Genomic DNA, 16,643 nt, shown 5'->3' with positions numbered 1-16,643 from the left:
CCTTCCTGGCGCCGACACCACGTGTCGGACAAGCGCCCCCGACAGGAATCGAACCTGCGACCTACGGTACCGGAAACCGGCGCTCTATCCGCTGAGCTACGGGGGCCCGCCCGGACTGGCCGGGCCGAATGAGGATATCAGCAGCCCGTGCGCGTCCGTGCACGGCGGATCGTCTACAGGATCATCGACGAAATCGGCGACAAAACTTGCAACAATTTCGTATACGACATTAATGTCGTAAACGGGACGCCCGAGGCAACGGCGCCTGGGCCTCCCTCGAAGGAGAGGACATCCCGTGTCGCACAGCAACGACGCTCCACCCGCACGCACCGCATCGTCCCGCCCGCCGCACCGCGGCCTCACCCGCAGCACCGTCGCGCTCGGCGCGGCGGCGCTGCTGATCGGCGGAGGCACCGCCGCCGGCGCCCATGGCGATCCGCGGGGAGGTGACGCGGAGGACCGGGCGCTCCGCTTCGATCCCGCCGCGTACACGACGCTCACCGTGACCGTCGACGGCCAGCCCACGGAGGTCCGCTGGTATCAGGAGCTCTGCTACGTCGCCGACCCGGTGCTCATGGCGGCGCAGCAGATGCGCTTCGGCCAGCCGGTCACCATCGACAACCCCGAGTGCGGGTATCAGAGCATGAACGTCTACGTCCCCGAGGCCGCCTTCGACGATGACGAGGCGGCGCTCTACTTCGCCGTCAACAACTCCGGCTGGTTCGCGAGCTACGTCGGCGCGTCGGTGACGCAAGGTGCGTCCTACGACACCTCCACGAGCAACATCGGTGCGGCGCTCGGCGCCGGCTACGTGGTCATCAACGTCGGCACGCGCTCGCGCGAGGTGATCGGCGCGGACGGATCGTGGCCGGGCAAGTCGCCGGCGCCGGTCGTCGACGCGAAGGCCGCCGTCCGCTACCTGCGCCTCAACGATGCGGCGATGCCGGGCAGCGCCGAGCGCATCGTCGTCAACGGCACGAGCGGCGGCGGCGGACTGTCCGCGATCCTCGGCGCCTCGGGCAACAACGCCGACTACCTGCCGTACCTCGAGGAGATCGGCGCGGCGGGCATCGACAGGAAGGGCCGCTCGACCCTGCGGGACGACGTGCTGGCGATCATCGCGTACTGCCCGATCACCGACCTCGGCCACGCCGACATCGCGTACGAGTGGCTCTACTCGATCCTCGACACCCGCGAGGTGACCGGGCAGAACCCGTTCCCCGAGACGACGGAGGAGCTGGCGGCGCAGTTCGCGGCCTACGAGAAGAGCCTGAAGCTGCGCGACCCCGACGGCTCGAGGCTCACGGCCGGCACCATGCTCGACGCGCTCCGCGACGAGGTGGTGCGCTCGGCCGACGCGTTCATGCAGGCAGGAGGGGTGATCGAGGGCTACGACTGGATCGTGGTCGACAACGACTCCGACACCGTGACGTCGGTCGACCTGGCGGCCTACCTCGCGTACGTGGCGACGCAGACCACCCTCAAGCCGGCGCCGTCGTTCGACCAGAGCGGCACGCCCGCACCCGGCTCCCTCGGCGGGCCCGGTCAGGGCGAGTCGAGCCTCTTCGGCTCGGCCGACGCGGCCTACTCGAACTTCACCGCGTACAGCTGGGATCACAACCAGGTGCTCGGCGACGGCAGCGGGCTCGACGACACGGGCCTCACCTGGGCGCAGCTCCTCCGCAAGCGCAGCACCGTGGTCGACGAGCAGGTGAGCCTGCTCGACCCGATGGAGTACATCGGCACGGGGGCCGACACGGCCCCGTACTGGTACGTGCGCCACGGCGCCCTCGACCGCGACACCGCGTTCACGGTGTCGATCAACCTCGACCGCGCGCTCGAGGCCGATCGCTCCGTGCGGGACGTCGACTACCGGCTCGCCTGGAACACCAAGCACGCCGGCAACTACGACGTGCCCGAGGCCATGGCGTGGATCGCCGAGGTCCTCGACGCGGCCGACGCGCCCGTGCGGCACCGTCGCTGAGCGTCGCCTCCCACCACCCGGGCGGCGTGTCCGTGCGGGGCCCGCGCGGCTCCCGCACGGCGCGCCGCCCGTGCGATGCTGAGGCGTGCGCATCGTCACCGCAGCCGCCGTCGCGGCCCTCGCCGTCGGCCTCGTCGCGTGCGAGGCGCGGGGGGACGATGTGCGCGACGCGCGCGAGGCCGATGCGGTGGGCACCGTCACCAGCGTGTCCGGCGCGGGCGACGTCATGGTGGTCGGGTTCGCCCCCGACCCGGGCGACGAGTACTTCGAGGGCACATCGTTCGAGTTCGTCGAGCGCGGCGCGCTCGAGACCGCCGCGGGGGAGCCCGCGACGGCGGCGGACGTCGCCGTCGGCGACCGCCTCGAGGTGTGGGTGGACGCGTGCGCCGAGTCCTTCCCGGTCCAATGCCCCGACCCGGTGGGCAGGCTGCTCTCATGAGCGAGCGGCCCGAGGCCACGGCGCCGGCCGATGCCGTGCAACCCGTCACCCTCGCGCTCGTCGGCGGGCCCACCGCCGTCATCGGCTACGCGGGCCTCACGGTGCTCACCGACCCGACGTTCGACCCGCCGGGCGAGCACGGCAACCTCACCAAGCTCGAGGGGCCCGCGTTCGGCCTCGACGCGATCGGCCATGTGCACCTGGTGCTGCTGTCGCATGACGAGCACGACGACAACCTCGACGATGCCGGCCGCGCCGCGCTCGCGGACGCGGGCCACGTGCTCTCCACGCCCGGCGCCGCCGCACGCATCCCGGGCGTCGTGGGCCTCAAGCCGTGGCACAGCGTGACCCTGTACGGCGACCATGCGCCGGTGTGCGTGACAGCCGTCCCCGCCCAGCACGGGCCCGACGGCGTCGCGGAGCTGCTCGGCGAGGTCACCGGCTTCGTGCTCGCCGCAGCGGGCTGGCCGACCCTCTACTTCTCGGGGGACAACTCCGAGCTCGCGGTCGCGGCGAGCGTCGCGCATCGCTTCCCGGAGGTGGACGTCGCGGTGGTGTGCGCCGGTGCCGCGCGCGTGGCGCGGCTGGGCGAGGCGCGGCTCACGGCCGACGCGAAGGTGGTCCTGGGGATCGCGGACCTGTGGCCCGGCGCGACGCTCGTCCCCGTCCACGTCGACGACTGGGCCCATTTCTCCGAGCCGCGGGCCGCGTTCCGCGCGGCGGTGGCTCACGACCCGGCGCGCGAGCGCATCGTCCTGCTCGACAAGGGCGCCGCGGTGCGCCTTCCGCGCGCGAGGAGCACCGTCGCTCACGCCTAGAATGACCTGGTGACCCCCGAAGAGCTCTCCGCGACCATCCGCGCCGCCCTGCTGGCCGGCATCGACGACAGCGACTTCCAGCTGTCCCCGTTCGACGTCCCGGAGGTGAGGGTCGAGCGACCCCGCCAGCGCGATCACGGCGACTGGGCGACCAACGTCGCGATGCAGCTCGCGAAGAAGGCGGGCACCAACCCCCGCGAGTTCGCCGAGACCTTGGTCGAGCGCCTGCGCGTGATCGACGGCATCGCGACCGCCGAGGTCGCGGGCCCCGGCTTCATCAACATCCGCCTCGACGCGGACGCGGCCGGCCTGCTCGCCAAGGGCATCGTCGACTTCGGCGAGGGCTACGGCTCCGGCGAGTCCCTCACGGGGCACACCGTCAACCTCGAGTTCGTATCCGCGAACCCGACCGGCCCGGTGCACCTCGGCGGCGCCCGGTGGGCCGCGGTCGGCGACTCGCTCGCGCGCCTGCTCGAGTTCCACGGCGCCACCGTGATCCGCGAGTACTACTTCAACGACCACGGCGTGCAGATCGACAACTTCGCGAAGTCCCTGGTCGCGGCCATCCTGGGCGAAGAGACGCCCGAGAACGGCTACGGCGGCGACTACATCCAGGAGACCGCGAACCGCGTCCTCATCGAGGCGATGGAGGCCGGCGACAAGGACCCGCTCGAGCTGCCGCGCGAGGAGATGCAGGAGTTCTTCCGCGCGCGCGGCGTCCACCTCATGTTCGACGAGGTGAAGAGCTCGCTGCACGACTTCGGCGTCGACTTCGACGTGTACTTCCACGAGGACTCGCTGCACAAGTCCGGCAAGGTCGAGAAGGCCGTCGCCGAGCTCAAGGACTCCGGCGTGCTCTACGAGGCCGACGGCGCCTGGTGGCTGCGCTCGACCGAGTACGGCGACGACAAGGACCGTGTGGTCATCAAGTCCGACGGCAACCCCGCCTACATCGCGGGGGACATCGCCTACATCCGCGACAAGCACGAGCGCGGCGCGGACCGCTTCATCTACCTGCTGGGCGCCGACCACCACGGCTACATCGCGCGCCTCAAGGCCGCCGCGGCGTCGCTCGGGTACGACCCGGACTCGGTCGACGTGATCATCGGCCAGCTGGTCAACCTGGTCAAGGACGGCCAGCCGGTGCGGATGTCCAAGCGTGCGGGCACCGTGGTGACCATGGCGGACCTGGTCGACGTGGTCGGCGTCGACGCCGCCCGCTACGCGCTCGCGCGCTCGAGCGCGGACTCGACCATCGACATCGACCTCGACCTGCTCAGGTCGCAGACCAACGCGAACCCCGTGTTCTACGTGCAGTACGCGCACGCGCGCACCGCGGGAGTCGCGCGCAACGCGGCCGAGTACGGTATCCGCCGCGAGGACGGCTTCGACCCGTCGCTGCTCACCCACGAGTCCGAGGCCGCGCTGCTGGGCGTCCTGGGCGAGTTCCCGCGCATCGTCGCGCAGGCCGTCGAGTTCCGCGAGCAGCACCGCATCGCGCGCTACCTCGAGGACGTGGCCGCCGCGTTCAACCAGTGGTACGACCGCACCCGCGTCACGCCGCAGGGCGACGACGAGGTCACCGATCTCCACCGCACCCGCCTGTGGGTGAACGATGCGACGGGTCAGGTGCTGCGCAACGGGCTGCGCCTGCTCGGCGTGTCCGCCCCCGAGAGGATGTGAGCGTGAGCGCCGCCGTCTTCTCCCGCACCGTCACGCGCGGCGACGACGGTGCGCTCAGCGTCGGCGGGGCCGACGTCCGCGAGCTCGCGGGCGCGTACGGCACCCCGCTGTACGTCATCGACGAGGAGGACATGCGGGCGCGCGCGTGCGCGTTCCGCGACGAGTTCACCGCCGCCTTCGGACGCCACGGCGCGAAGGTCGACGTCTATTACGCGTCGAAGGCGTTCCTGTCCTCGAAGGTCGCGCGCTGGATGCGGGCGGACGACCTGTGCATGGACGTCGCGAGCGGCGGCGAGCTCGAGCTCGCGCTGCGCGGCGGGATGCCGGCCGCGCGCATCGGTCTCCACGGCAACAACAAGTCCGATGCCGAGCTGCGCCGCGCTCTCGAGGTCGGCGTGGGGCGGATCATCGTCGACTCGTTCACCGAGATCGAGACGCTCGATGCGATCGCGCGCGAGCTGGGCACGGTCGCGCCGGTCCTGGTGCGCGTCACCACGGGCGTCCACGCGGGCGGGCACGAGTACATCGCGACCTCGCACGAGGACCAGAAGTTCGGCCTGTCGCTCGCCTCGGGCGCCGCGTTCGAGGCGCTCACCGAGTGCCACGACGCCGAGGGGCTCGACCTGCGCGGGATCCACACGCACATCGGATCGCAGATCCTCTCGCTCGCGGCGTTCCAGGAGAGCGCCGAGCGGATGCTCGGCCTGCGCGCGGCCTTCCTCGCGGAGGTGGGGTTCGACCTGCCCGAGGTCGACCTGGGCGGCGGCTACGCCATCCGGTACACGCCGCACGGCGAGGAGCTCACGCCGCACGATGCGGCGGCCGGCATGGCCGATGCGGTCGCCGCGGCGATCGCGAAGGTCGGCGGCACATGGCCCCACCTGTCGATCGAGCCCGGGCGCGCGATCGCGGGCCCCGCAGGGCTGACGCTGTACCGCGTGGGCGTGGTCAAGCGCGTGGGCCTCGACGACGGCGGTGAGCGGCAGTACGTCGCGGTCGACGGCGGCATGAGCGACAACATGCGCACCGTCACCTACGGCGCCGAGTACACGGCGACCATCGCGTCGCGGCTGTCGGAGGCCGAGCCCGCGCTCAGCCGCGTGGTGGGCAAGCACTGCGAGAGCGGCGACATCGTGGTGCGGGACGTCGACCTGCCGCACGACGTGGCGCGCGGCGACCTGCTCGCGGTGCCCGCGACGGGCGCGTACGGTCGCTCGATGGCGAACAACTACAACGCCGCGCTGCGCCCCGCCGTCGTGTCGGTGCGCGACGGCGACGCGACGGTGCACATCCGGCGCGACACCCTCGAGGACCTGTTCTCGTGGGACGTCGCGCCCGACTGAGCCGCGACGCGCGCTCGACGCGCGCATCGTCCCGCCTCGCCGCGCGCTCGGCGCGCGCGAGGGGTTGACTGGTGGGGAGCCCCGGTCGACGAAGGGAGTCATCATGGCCGACGGCACCGAGGAGCCCCCGCGGCGCAGCATCTTCGACCCGCTGCCTGCGGAGGAGCAGGACGAGCCGGACGACGATCCGGGCGACGTGATCCCGCCCGTGGCCGTCGACATGGAGATCCTCCACCCGGTGGAGCACCACTCCGGATGAGGCGGGGTCGCCGCAGGTAGCGGCGCGACCTGCGGATGCACGGAACGCGGCGGCGCCGGCGCGACGTTGTCATGCGAGGGCGGCGCTGCGGCCCCCGCGACGAGGACGAGGAGGTCCCCACATGAGCGACACGTACGACGAGGGCACCGAGGTGCTCAAGAAGCTCGCCGATGAGGTCGAGCACGAGCGCGACGAGGGTCGCTCCGAGTTCGACATCGTCGAGGAGGACGACGAGGACGGGATCGACGACGAGGCGCCGGCGGACGGGCCCGTCGAGCCGCTCGACCCCGAGCCCGAGACGGGCGGCGCGGCGGTCGAGACCCGCTACCTCTGATCCGCTCGATCCGCGTGAGGCGGCGCGCCCCGGGGCTCGGACCCCGGGGCGCGCCGCGTCGCGCTCAGGCCGCCGCGGTGGCGACGGCGTCCGCGAGCGAGGTCGCGGGGCGGCCGATGAGCTCCGCGAGAGCGGTGCTCTCGGTGTCGAGCTCGCCCTTGGCGATCGAGGCGTCGACCGAGGCCCAGAAGCCCGCGGTGCCCGCGTCCATGCCGACCTCCTCGAAGGTCGCGGCAAGCTGCTCGACGCTCACGTCGGAGTGGCCCACCTCGGTGCCGGTCGCCGACGTCACGGTCGAGGCGAGCTCGGCGAGGGTGAAGCGCGTGCCGGCGAGCTCGTAGGTCGCGCCCGCCTGCTCCTGGATCGCCGCGGCCGCGGCGGCCTCGGCGTAGTCGGCGCGCGACGCCGCGGCGATGGTGGCGCCGCCCGTGGCGCCCAGCACCGTGCCGGTGGCCGTGTAGGTGCCGATCTGACCCGTGTAGTTCTCGAGGTACCAGGAGTTGCGCAGGATGGTGGCCGGGATGGGCGAGGCGGCCAGCGCCTCCTCCGTCGCCACGTGCTCGGGGGCGAGGGGGTTCGAGGTGCTGTCCGCGCCGAGCAGGGACGTGTAGACGATGCGGGAGACGCCAGCGCGCTCCGCGGCGGCGATCACGGCGCGGTGCTGGCCGACGCGCTTGCCGACCTCGGACGCGGAGACGAGCACGAGGCGGTCGACGCCCGCCAGGGCGGAGTCGAGCGAGGCGGCGTCGTCGTAGTCGCCGAAGCGGACCTCGACGCCCCGCGCGGAGAGGTCGGCGGCCTTGGCGGTGGTGCGGGCGAGCGCGACCACGTCGGTCGCGGCGATGCCGCGGGCGAGGAGGCTCTCGACGACGAGGCGGCCCAGCTGCCCGCTCGCTCCGGTGACGGCGTAGGTGGTCATGGTGGTCCTTTCCGTGGGTCCCGGCCGTTCCGGGGCGCTCACCTGGCACTAACTATTCGTTAGTGCCATCTATTCCGTACGTGTCGGATCCGATGGTCGTAGAGTGGCGCGTATGGACTCCGTCGACGCGCCCGGGCCCGCCGCCTCGCTGGTGAGCGACGTGTTCGCGCGCGCCTGCACGTCGCGGGAGGCGTTCGAGGGGGTGACGTCCCGGTGGTCGTCGCTCGTGCTGCTCGCGCTGGGCGAGGGCCCGCACCGCTTCGGCGAGCTGCGCCGTCGCGTCGAGGGCGTGAGCGAGCGGATGCTCGCCCAGGCGCTGCGCGGGCTCGAGCGCGACGGGCTCGTGTCGCGCGCGGACGCGGGCACCATCCCGCCGCGCGTCGACTACGCGCTCACGCCGCTCGGCGAGGCGGTCGCGACGGGGCTGCGCGACCTCGCGGACGTGCTCGAGGCCGCGGTGCCCGCGATCGACCGCGCGCGGGTCGACTACGACGCGCGCTGAGCGCGCGCGCCGGCGCGACGCTCGGCCCGCCGTCGTGCGACGGCGCTCGGCGCATCGTCCGGATGCCCGTCGAGCACGCCCTCGAGGCGCTTGAGCGCGGCGACGATGACGAAGCTGAGCGACACGAGGAGCGCCCACGAGCCGACCTTGCCCGCGTGGACCATGGTCCAGCTCACCAGCTGATCGGGGTACCGCCAGGCGCCCAGCAGCGTCGCGGCGTTCTCCGCGCACCACAGCGCGAGGCCGATCGCGAGGAACGCGAGCGCCAGGGGCATGCGATACCGGTGCTCGCGCACGGTGAAGTGGACCAGGGTCCCTCGCAGCTCGAGCAGGAAGCCCGCGGCGATCACCCAGCGCAGATCGGCGATCCAGTGGTGCGTGAAGAAGTTCGCATACGCGGCGACGGCGAGCGCCGTCATCGGCCACAGGCGGAAGCCCGTGACCCGCAGGTCGAACCGTCGCCACGCCTGGACGATGTACGAGCCGACCGCGGCGTACATGAAGCCCGCGTACAGCGGCACGCCGCCCACCTTCGACCACGCCTCGTCGGGGTAGACCCACGAGCCGACGTGCACCTTGAAGAGCTCCAGCGCGAGCCCCACCAGGTGGAACGCGAGGATCACGCCGACCTCCCGGGTGGTCTCCCAGCCGGTCGCCCAGAGCACCGCGGTGAGCGCGACCGCGAAGACGAGCAGCGCGTCGTAGCGGGGGATGGGGAGCTCGACCACCGAGGTCACGGCGAGCGCCGCGAAGATCGCGATCGCGAAGGCGAGGGACTGGAGCTCGAGCCACGCGAACCCCACCGCGAAGCGACGCAGGCGCCGCCAGCGCCACCGCTCCGGATCGAGCACATCGCGTTCCATCACGTGGACCATCCTGCCCGACATGTGGGATCCCGCTCGCGAGCGCTCGGCTAGGCTGGGGGCCGTGCCCAACCCCCCTGCCTCCGTGAAGGTCGCCATCCTCGGTCCCGGGACCGTCGGCTCCGAGGTCGTGCGCCTCCTCGCTCAGGAGGCCGACGACCTGGCCGCCCGCGTGGGCGCGCCGCTCGAGATCGTCGGCGTCTACGTCCGCGACACGTCGAAGGACCGCGGGCCGCACCTGCCGGCGTCGCTGCTCACGTCCGACGCCTCGTCCCTGGTGGCCTCCGCCGACGTCGTGGTCGAGCTGATGGGGGGCATCGAGCCCGCGCGCACGCTCATCCTCGAGGCGATCGCGGGCGGCGCCTCCGTGGTCACCGCGAACAAGGCGCTGCTCGCCGCGCACGGCCCCGAGCTGTACGAGGCCGCCGACGCGGCGAACGTCGACCTCTACTTCGAGGCCGCCGTCGCGGGAGCGATCCCGCTGGTGCGTCCCGTGCGCGAGTCGCTCGCGGGCGACCACATCACGCGCATCCTCGGCATCGTCAACGGCACCACCAACTACATCCTCGACGAGATGACGCGGCGCGGGCTGTCCTACGACGTCGCCCTCGGGCAGGCGCAGGAGCTCGGCTACGCCGAGGCGGACCCGACGGCCGACGTCGAGGGGCACGATGCGGCGGCCAAGGCCGCGATCCTCGCGTCCCTCGCGTTCCACCAGCGGGTCTCCCTCGACGACGTCTACTGCGAGGGCATCTCCGCGATCACCGCGGAGGACGTCATCGCCGCGCGCGAGACCCGCCAGGTCATCAAGCTGCTCGCGATCGCAGAGCGCACCGAGGGCGGCGTCACCGTGCGCGTCCACCCCGCGCTCGTGGGCGAGGACCACCCGCTCGCGGGGGTGCACGGCGCCTTCAACGCGGTGTTCGTCGAGGCGGCGTCCGCGGGCGGTCTCATGTTCTACGGCCAGGGCGCGGGCGGGACCCCGACCGCGTCGGCGGTGCTCGGCGACCTCGTGTCGGTCGCGCGTCACAAGGCGATCGGCGGCAAGGGGCCGCGCGAGTCGAACTACGCGGTGCACCAGGTGCTGCCGATCGACGCGGCGCTGACGCGCTACTGCATCCGCATGGCGGTCGAGGACCGCCCGGGCGTGCTCGCGTCCGTGGCGTCGACGTTCCAGACCCACGGCGTCGGCATCGAGATCGTGCGGCAGGTGCCGGGGCAGACCCACGCCGGGCTCATCCTGTCGACCTATGCCGCGCCCGAGCGCGACCTGCGCGCGACCGTCGAGGGGCTGCGCGCATCGGACGCCGTGGCCGAGGTCAAGTCCGTCCTGAGGATCGAGGGGGAGTAGTGGCGCACGTCTGGCGCGGGATCATCCGCGAGTACCTGGACCGCCTGCCGTTCGAGGAGGGCGACCGCATCGTCTCCCTGGGCGAGGGCGGCACCCCGCTGGTGCACGCCCCGTCGATCTCGGCCGAGGTCGGGGCCGAGGTCTTCGTCAAGGTCGAGGGCATGAACCCGACCGGCTCGTTCAAGGACCGTGGCATGACCGCGGCGGTGACGCAGGTGGTCAAGGAGGGCGCCCACACCATCGTGTGCGCGTCGACCGGCAACACCTCCGCGTCCGCCGCGGCCTACGCCGCGCACGCGGGGCTGCGGTGCGTCGTGATGATCCCGCAGGGCAAGATCGCCGCGGGCAAGATGGCGCAGGCGATCGTCCACGGGGCCGACCTGGTCCAGGTCGACGGCAACTTCGACGAGTGCCTCGACATCGTGCGCTCCCTGTCCGAGGACTACCCGATCGCGCTGGTGAACTCGGTCAACCCGTACCGCCTGCAGGGGCAGAAGACCGCCGCGTTCGAGATCGTCGACCAGCTGGGCGACGCCCCCGACATCCACATGCTGCCCGTGGGCAACGCGGGCAACATCTCCGCCTACTGGATGGGCTTCACGGAGGCCGTCGCCTCCGGCGCGGCCACCCGCACGCCGCGCGTGTGGGGCGTCCAGGCCGCCGGCGCGGCGCCGTTCGTCGCCGGCCACCCGATCAAGGACCCCGAGACCATCGCGACCGCCATCCGCATCGGCAAGCCCGCCTCGTGGGACCTCGCCGTCGCCGCGCGCGACGAGTCCGGCGGGTGGATCCGTGCCGTGTCCGACGCCCAGATCCTCAACGCGCAGGCCCGCCTCGCGGCGGACGTCGGCGTCTTCGTCGAGCCCGCGTCCGCGGCGCCGATCGCGGGCCTGCTCGCGGCGGCCGCGCTCGGCGAGGTGCCGCGCGGCGCGACCATCACGTGCACCGTGACCGGCAACGGGCTCAAGGACACCGCGACCGCGCTGGGCGACCGCGCGGTCGAGCCGACCGTCATCCCCGTCGACGTCGAGGCCGCCGCGGCGGCGCTCGGGCTGTAGGCCGGGCCATGGCGATGCGGCTCGTCGCGGACCATGTCCGCGTCTCCGTCCCCGCGACCGCGGGGAACCTCGGCCCGGGCTTCGACTCGCTCGGCATGGCGCTCGGCGTGATCGACGATCTCGAGGTGCGTGCCGTGGCGTCCGCCTCGGTGACCGTCGAGATCGAGGGGGAGGGCGCGGGCTCGCTGCCGCGCGACGAGTCGCACCTGGTGGTGCAGGCGCTGCGTGCCGCGCTCGACCACGTGGGAGCGTCGCAGACCGGGCTGGAGATCCGCGCGATCAACCGCATCCCGCACGGCCGGGGCCTGGGCTCGTCGGCCGCGGCCGTGGTCGCCGGCATCGTCGCGGCGCGCGCGCTCATCGCCGAGCCGGAGGCGCTCGACGCCGCCCAGACGCTGTACCTGGCGAACGCCTTCGAGGGCCACCCGGACAACGCCGCGCCCGCGATCTACGGCGGCGCGACCGTGGCGTGGAAGGACGCGGACGGCGCGCATGCGCGGCCGCTGGTGGTGGCCGACGAGGTCGAGACCGCCGTGCTCATCCCCGCCTCGACGCTTCCCACGCGCGAGGCGCGCGCCGTGCTCCCCGCGCGCGTGCCGCATGTGGACGCGGCCTTCAACGTGGGCCGCGCGGCGCTGCTGGTGAACGCGCTCGCCGGGCGTCCCGAGGATCTGTTCGCCGCCACCGAGGACAAGCTCCACCAGGGCTACCGCGCCGATGTGCTGGGTCCGGCCACGCCGATGGTGCGGGCGCTGCGCGAGCGCGGCCTCGCGGCGGTCGTGTCGGGTGCCGGACCGTCGGTCCTCGTGCTCGGCACGGACCTCGCGGCGGCGGGCCTGGCGACCGGGACCCCGGCCTGGGCCGAGGGCATCGGCGGGGAGTCGTGGCGGTGCGTCCACACGGTGGAGCGCGTGCCGGGCGCGACGGGCGTGCGGCTGTAGGCGGACGGCGCCCCACGTCCAGGGCCTCCCCGCGCACTGTCCTTCGCGCAGGGGATCTTGAGGTCCTTGGCCCCGAATCGCGTCTAGCGCGGGGGATCTTGAGATCGCGCCCGGAGCACGGCGAGCACCGTGCTCCGACACCAGGCGGGCTGGTCCATCACCTTCCGGTAGGAGAGCCGCACCGTCTGGATCCCCAGGGTCGCGAGATCCGCATCCCGCGCGAGGTCCCGCTCGCGGTCCTCGCCCAGCGCATGGTGCTCGTCGCCGTCGAGCTCGACGCAGGTGCGTGTCTCGGCGTCGTACATGTCGAGCCGGTACGCGCTCCCTCGGGCCACCACCCGATGCTGTCGGATGAAGCGGTCGAACTCACGGCTCGCGAACGTCGTGGTGAGAGACTCGAGCTCGAGGTAGCTCTGCGCACCGGCATCGAAGGCGTCGAGGACCTCGAGCAGGCCCGCCCGGTCGCGAGTCCGGGTGCGCTGGACGAGCGCTGCGCGCATGCCCTCGGTGCTCACCGCTCGATGACGCAGGGCTTCGATGACGCGCCCCGCGCGCCGGGCGGGTTCGCCGCGAACCCACTCGTGGATCGCGGCGGTCGTCGCGTCCGCGATCGGCACGCCGCCGCGAGACAGTGCAGGCGTGACCGGCGTCGTCGGCGCGAACGACGTGAGCCACGGCTGCGACGGCAGGGAGTACCCGCGCCCGTGCGCGACCATGACCTCGCGCGGTGCGCGTCCGAGGCCGCCCCAGGCGAACAGCGCCGCCGCGCCGGTCAGGACCCCACCAGCCGCGCGGGTGGCTGCGTGGGCGCGGATGTGGAGCGCCATCGCGTGCGGCGTCGACGCGAACCGCCCGGGCAGCACGGGGAAGACCTCCCTCGCTGCGACCGCGGCCCGCGCGCGATGGGCGCTCGTGAGCTCCACGAGCTCGCGCCACGTGTAGGTGCGGGCCCCGCGATGGACCTCGGGGGGAAGGTGTCGGCGATCCGCCATACCCGCCTGACTACTGCCAGGCATCGCGGTGGGGAAGCGCCCGGGGCGGATCTGTGGAGGAGCGGCCTCAAGATCCCATGCGCGAAGGCTGGATCCGCCGCCAGGATCTCCAGATCCCATGCGCCAAGCGCAGTGAAGACGTGGCGCACGGTGGGTCAGGCGTGGCCGGTGATGTCCGGCTCCTCGAGCTCCGCGGCACGCGCGCGCTCGCGCTTCTCCCGCAGCCGGACCGACTTCTGCGCCCGGCGCACCGACTTCTCCTCGGCCTTGGCGCGCCGCCTGGAGTCGGCCTCCATGCGCGCCCGCTTGAGGTCGTACGCATGCTTGCGCGGCTGCGGCACCTCGAGGTGGAAGAGCGGTCCCGTGAGGCGCACCAGCAGCGTGGCCGCGACCGCGAGCGACGTGGTGACCACCGGCTGCGTGCCCGTGTAGACCAGTGCGTAGACGATGGAGCCGGCCATGCCCGCGACCGCGTTCGGCGGGCCCGCGTACATGATCGAGGAGGGCCGCGCCTGGAGGATATCGGTGAGGATGAGCCCGCCGACGGCTCCGATGGTGCCGATCACCACGGTCGGCAGGCGACCGAGCCCCGCGATGAGCGCCGCGTTGGCGCCCACGCACGCGAACAGCCCGACGATGAGCGTGTCGAGCCACCACAGGAACGGCCCGAGCTTCTTGAGGTAGTAGAGGAACAGCATCCCGACGCCCGCCGCGACGGCGGCCGTCACCAGGTAGAGCGGCTCGCGGAACGCCGCCGGCGGCAGGTTGCCCAGCAGGATGTCGCGGATCACCCCGCCGCCGAAGCCCATCGCGGCCGCGAGCGTGAGCACGCCGACCAGGTCCGTGCGGTCGTCCTCGCCGGCCCGGATGGTGCCGCCGAGCGCCCCCACGAACACCGCCAGGAGGTTGACGAACAACGGGATGTCGAGCACGTCAGGTCGCACGGCACCAGCGTAGGGGAGCCGTCTACGCTCGTCCCATGGCCACGGTCCCGCGACTTCTCCCGCCGGCGAAGGCGCTAGGAGCCGCATCCGTCCTGGTCGCGGTGGTGCTGGGCGTGGGCCTCCTCGCCGCGTGGTGGGGCGGGCCCGAGCTCGGCGTCGCGGCGTCGCTCGGTGGGTTGTCCGTGCTGCTGGTGACCCTGCGCGCCGAGGATCCGCGGCTCCCGCTGGGATTCGGCGCGGTGGTGGCGGTGCTCGCCGCGCTCGCGACCACCGCGGCGGGCGACCCGCTGCTGCTCGCGATGATCGTCGCGGCGTCCGCGGTGGCGGGGCAGCCGCTCCTGCGCAGGCTCGGGCCCGTCATCGGCTCGGCGCCGGTGGTGGTGGCAGCGGCCGGGACCGGCACGGCCTCGCTGGGCGCCGGCGAGGCGGCCGTCGGCGTGATGGCGGGCGCCGCCTCGGTGGTGCTGGTCGCCCGCCTCACCCTGTCCCGCCGCCTCCCCCCGGAGCCGCTCTCACGCCGGGTCACGTGGGCGTTCATGGGCACGCTCGCGATCGGCTCCGGCCTCGCCATCGGGATCGCGACGCTGCTCGAGCTCCCGAACGCCCTGTGGGTGGTGGTCGCGCTGTGCGCGGTGCTGGTGCCGGGCTACGTGGAGACGCGGGCGCGCGCGATCGGGCGCGTGACCGGGACGCTGATCGGCGCGCTCGTCGGCGCGGTGATCGCCACGATGCTGCCCGCATGGGTCCTCGTCGTCCTCGCCGGGCTCGCGCTCCTGGCGGGGATCTCGTGGGCGCTCGTGCGCTCGCGGCGGGCCGCGGGCGCGTACGTCGCGGTGGCGACGGTGCTCATCGCGGGCGCCGGCGACCTGGGGGCCGCGTGGGACACCGCGCTCGACCGCGTCGGCCTCACCCTCCTGGGCGCCGCCATCGCGATGGTGCTCGCCCTTGGCGTGCGCGCCGTCGAGCGGCGCGAGGAGCGCGCGGCATGATCCGCGCCGCCGAGCCGCGGGACGGCGATGCGATCGCGCGCATCTGCCTGCTGACCGGGGCTCAGGGGGACGATGCGACGGGACGGTTCGGCGACGACGGCGCGCTCGCGGACGTCTACGCGACGCCGTACCTCCACGGACCCGGCGGGTTCTGCCTGGTGTGGGACGTGGACGGCGAGGTCCGCGGCTACGTCCTCGGGACCTCGGACACGCGGGAGTTCCAGGACTGGTTCGTGCGGGTCTGGTGGCCGCGCGTCGGGGCGCGGCGATCGGCGCGCACGCCGGACGACGCGTGGCTCCTGCCGAGCGCCGCCGACCCGTCACGCATGCTGATCCCGGCGCTCGACGCCTACCCCGCCCACCTTCACATCGACCTCCTCCCCGATCAGCAGGGTCGCGGCGCCGGCCGCGCCCTCATCGAGGCGGCCTGCGCGCTGCTCTCGCAGCGCGGCGTCGGCGGCGTACACCTGGTCGCCGAGCGCGCCAACGCCGGTGCCCAGGCGTTCTACCCGCGCGTCGGTTTCGCGGCGGTGGCGGGGGACGATGCGACGGTGACGTTCGCGCGCCGGCTGCGGGGAGAGGCCGTCGACTTGCGGAGTGAGTACTCACTCACTTAACGTGGTCGGGTGACCACCACCCGACGCGCGCGCCCCATGCCCGTCGAGGAGCGCCGCCGGCACATCGTCGATGCCGTGATCCCGCTCATCCTCGAGCGCGGCGCCGAGGTCACCACCCGCGAGATCGCCGAGGCGGCGGGCATCGCCGAAGGCACCGTCTACCGCGCCTTCGCCGACAAGGACGCGCTGCTCGACGCCGCGATCGCGAAAGTCATGGACCCGAGCGAGATCCGCGGCTTCCTCGAGGACGTCGACCCGACGCTCAGCCTCGAGACCAAGATCGAGCTCATCGTGAGCGTGCTCCACAGCCGGGTCTCCGGGGTGATCCGCTTCATGTCGGCGCTCGGTCCCCGCGAGCACGCCCGCCACGCCGGACCCGGGGCTCACGGCCATCGCAAGCCTCCGCTCGGCGAGGTCACCGGCGTGGTCGAGCGCCTGCTCGAGCCCGACAGGGACCGGATCCGCGTCCCCATCGCGACAGCCGTCGACTATCTGCGCATCCTGGTGTTCGGCACCACGATGCCGTTCCTGACCACCAGCCCGGCCTCGGACCCCTCCGAGCTCGCCGACTTCATCCTCCATGGCATCGCCAAGGAAGGGGACTGAT

The 16,643-nt window shown here is 73.1% G+C and carries 18 protein-coding genes and 1 tRNA gene; 14 read left to right on the top strand and 5 right to left on the bottom strand.

Annotated elements, in window-relative coordinates; translation table 11 throughout:
• Positions 1–33: 33 nt before the first annotated feature.
• A tRNA-Arg gene (locus AOM09_RS07835) sits at positions 34–106 on the bottom strand.
• A gap of 189 nt (positions 107–295) precedes the next feature.
• Here AOM09_RS07835 and AOM09_RS07830 point away from each other — a divergent pair.
• The 7 genes from AOM09_RS07830 to AOM09_RS07805 all read left to right on the top strand — a co-directional run bounded on the left by AOM09_RS07830 (position 296) and on the right by AOM09_RS07805 (position 6,860).
• Entirely contained in the window at positions 296–1,984 is a 1,689-nt protein-coding gene (locus tag AOM09_RS07830; RefSeq protein WP_062386447.1) for a subtype B tannase, read from the top strand.
• Between the two features lie 85 nt (positions 1,985–2,069).
• A complete protein-coding gene (locus AOM09_RS07825) occupies positions 2,070–2,423 on the top strand; it encodes a hypothetical protein (protein WP_062386444.1) in 354 nt (117 codons plus the stop codon).
• Positions 2,420–3,241, top strand: a complete 822-nt coding sequence (locus tag AOM09_RS07820; RefSeq protein WP_082098948.1) for an MBL fold metallo-hydrolase — start codon at positions 2,420–2,422, stop codon at positions 3,239–3,241. The genes AOM09_RS07825 and AOM09_RS07820 overlap by 4 nt, the downstream gene beginning before the upstream one ends.
• A 9-nt stretch (positions 3,242–3,250) precedes the next feature.
• Entirely contained in the window at positions 3,251–4,924 is a 1,674-nt protein-coding gene (argS, locus tag AOM09_RS07815) for an arginine--tRNA ligase (RefSeq protein ID WP_062386441.1), read from the top strand.
• 2 nt (positions 4,925–4,926) lie between these two features.
• Entirely contained in the window at positions 4,927–6,267 is a 1,341-nt protein-coding gene (gene lysA / locus AOM09_RS07810) for a diaminopimelate decarboxylase (protein WP_228375086.1), read from the top strand.
• A 103-nt stretch (positions 6,268–6,370) separates the two neighbouring features.
• Positions 6,371–6,526, top strand: a complete 156-nt coding sequence (locus tag AOM09_RS15185) for a hypothetical protein (RefSeq protein WP_156162290.1) — start codon at positions 6,371–6,373, stop codon at positions 6,524–6,526.
• Between the two features lie 121 nt (positions 6,527–6,647).
• Positions 6,648–6,860, top strand: coding sequence for a hypothetical protein (locus AOM09_RS07805; RefSeq protein WP_062386435.1), 213 nt, complete (start codon positions 6,648–6,650; stop codon positions 6,858–6,860).
• 64 nt (positions 6,861–6,924) lie between these two features.
• Here the strand turns inward: AOM09_RS07805 and AOM09_RS07800 are convergent, their stop codons facing one another.
• Positions 6,925–7,779, bottom strand: coding sequence for an NAD(P)H-binding protein (locus AOM09_RS07800; RefSeq protein ID WP_062386432.1), 855 nt, complete (start codon positions 7,777–7,779; stop codon positions 6,925–6,927).
• 112 nt (positions 7,780–7,891) lie between these two features.
• On the opposite strand from AOM09_RS07800, the gene AOM09_RS07795 reads away from it, so the two are divergent.
• Positions 7,892–8,281, top strand: coding sequence for a winged helix-turn-helix transcriptional regulator (locus AOM09_RS07795; protein WP_062386429.1), 390 nt, complete (start codon positions 7,892–7,894; stop codon positions 8,279–8,281).
• On the opposite strand, the gene AOM09_RS07790 is transcribed toward AOM09_RS07795, so the two are convergent.
• Positions 8,266–9,144, bottom strand: coding sequence for a DUF817 domain-containing protein (locus AOM09_RS07790; RefSeq protein WP_082098947.1), 879 nt, complete (start codon positions 9,142–9,144; stop codon positions 8,266–8,268). The two genes, AOM09_RS07795 and AOM09_RS07790, sit on opposite strands and share 16 nt — an antisense overlap.
• 22 nt (positions 9,145–9,166) lie before the next feature.
• On the opposite strand from AOM09_RS07790, the gene AOM09_RS07785 reads away from it, so the two are divergent.
• From AOM09_RS07785 to thrB, 3 genes are read left to right on the top strand one after another with little or no spacing between them, the layout of a single operon-like run.
• A complete protein-coding gene (locus tag AOM09_RS07785) occupies positions 9,167–10,495 on the top strand; it encodes a homoserine dehydrogenase (RefSeq protein ID WP_062386581.1) in 1,329 nt (442 codons plus the stop codon).
• The gene (gene thrC / locus AOM09_RS07780) at positions 10,495–11,553 is read left to right on the top strand and encodes a threonine synthase (RefSeq protein WP_062386426.1); all 1,059 of its coding nucleotides are present in this window, start codon (positions 10,495–10,497) and stop codon (positions 11,551–11,553) included. Before AOM09_RS07785 ends, thrC begins: the two co-directional genes overlap by 1 nt.
• Positions 11,554–11,561: 8 nt before the next feature.
• Complete coding sequence (thrB, locus tag AOM09_RS07775; RefSeq protein ID WP_369346060.1) at positions 11,562–12,494, top strand: homoserine kinase; 933 nt, start codon at positions 11,562–11,564, stop codon at positions 12,492–12,494.
• Between the two features lie 83 nt (positions 12,495–12,577).
• On the opposite strand, the gene AOM09_RS07770 is transcribed toward thrB, so the two are convergent.
• Together AOM09_RS07770 and AOM09_RS15180 are read right to left on the bottom strand one after the other, a co-directional pair.
• Positions 12,578–13,486 carry an endonuclease domain-containing protein gene (locus AOM09_RS07770; RefSeq protein WP_062386423.1) on the bottom strand — a complete coding sequence of 303 codons (909 nt, stop codon included), beginning with the start codon at positions 13,484–13,486 and terminating at the stop codon, positions 12,578–12,580.
• Between the two features lie 155 nt (positions 13,487–13,641).
• A complete protein-coding gene (locus AOM09_RS15180; RefSeq protein ID WP_169747631.1) occupies positions 13,642–14,430 on the bottom strand; it encodes a trimeric intracellular cation channel family protein in 789 nt (262 codons plus the stop codon).
• Between the two features lie 35 nt (positions 14,431–14,465).
• Here AOM09_RS15180 and AOM09_RS07760 point away from each other — a divergent pair, with 35 nt between their 5' ends.
• Genes AOM09_RS07760 through AOM09_RS07750 form a run of 3 tightly spaced genes read left to right on the top strand, consistent with a single transcriptional unit; the run spans position 14,466 to position 16,642 of the window.
• On the top strand, positions 14,466–15,419 hold the full coding sequence (locus AOM09_RS07760; protein WP_082098943.1) for an FUSC family protein: 954 nt from the start codon (positions 14,466–14,468) through the stop codon (positions 15,417–15,419).
• On the top strand, positions 15,416–16,036 hold the full coding sequence (locus tag AOM09_RS07755; RefSeq protein WP_062386414.1) for a GNAT family N-acetyltransferase: 621 nt from the start codon (positions 15,416–15,418) through the stop codon (positions 16,034–16,036). Before AOM09_RS07760 ends, AOM09_RS07755 begins: the two co-directional genes overlap by 4 nt.
• 9 nt (positions 16,037–16,045) lie before the next feature.
• Positions 16,046–16,642, top strand: coding sequence for a TetR/AcrR family transcriptional regulator (locus AOM09_RS07750; protein ID WP_062386412.1), 597 nt, complete (start codon positions 16,046–16,048; stop codon positions 16,640–16,642).
• Position 16,643: the final 1 nt, after the last annotated feature.

Origin of the sequence: Demequina iriomotensis (assembly GCF_000971395.1) — a bacterium.
GTDB classification, from domain to species: Bacteria; Actinomycetota; Actinomycetes; order Actinomycetales; family Demequinaceae; genus Demequina; species Demequina iriomotensis.
This window is presented reverse-complemented; position numbering and strand designations above follow the sequence as displayed.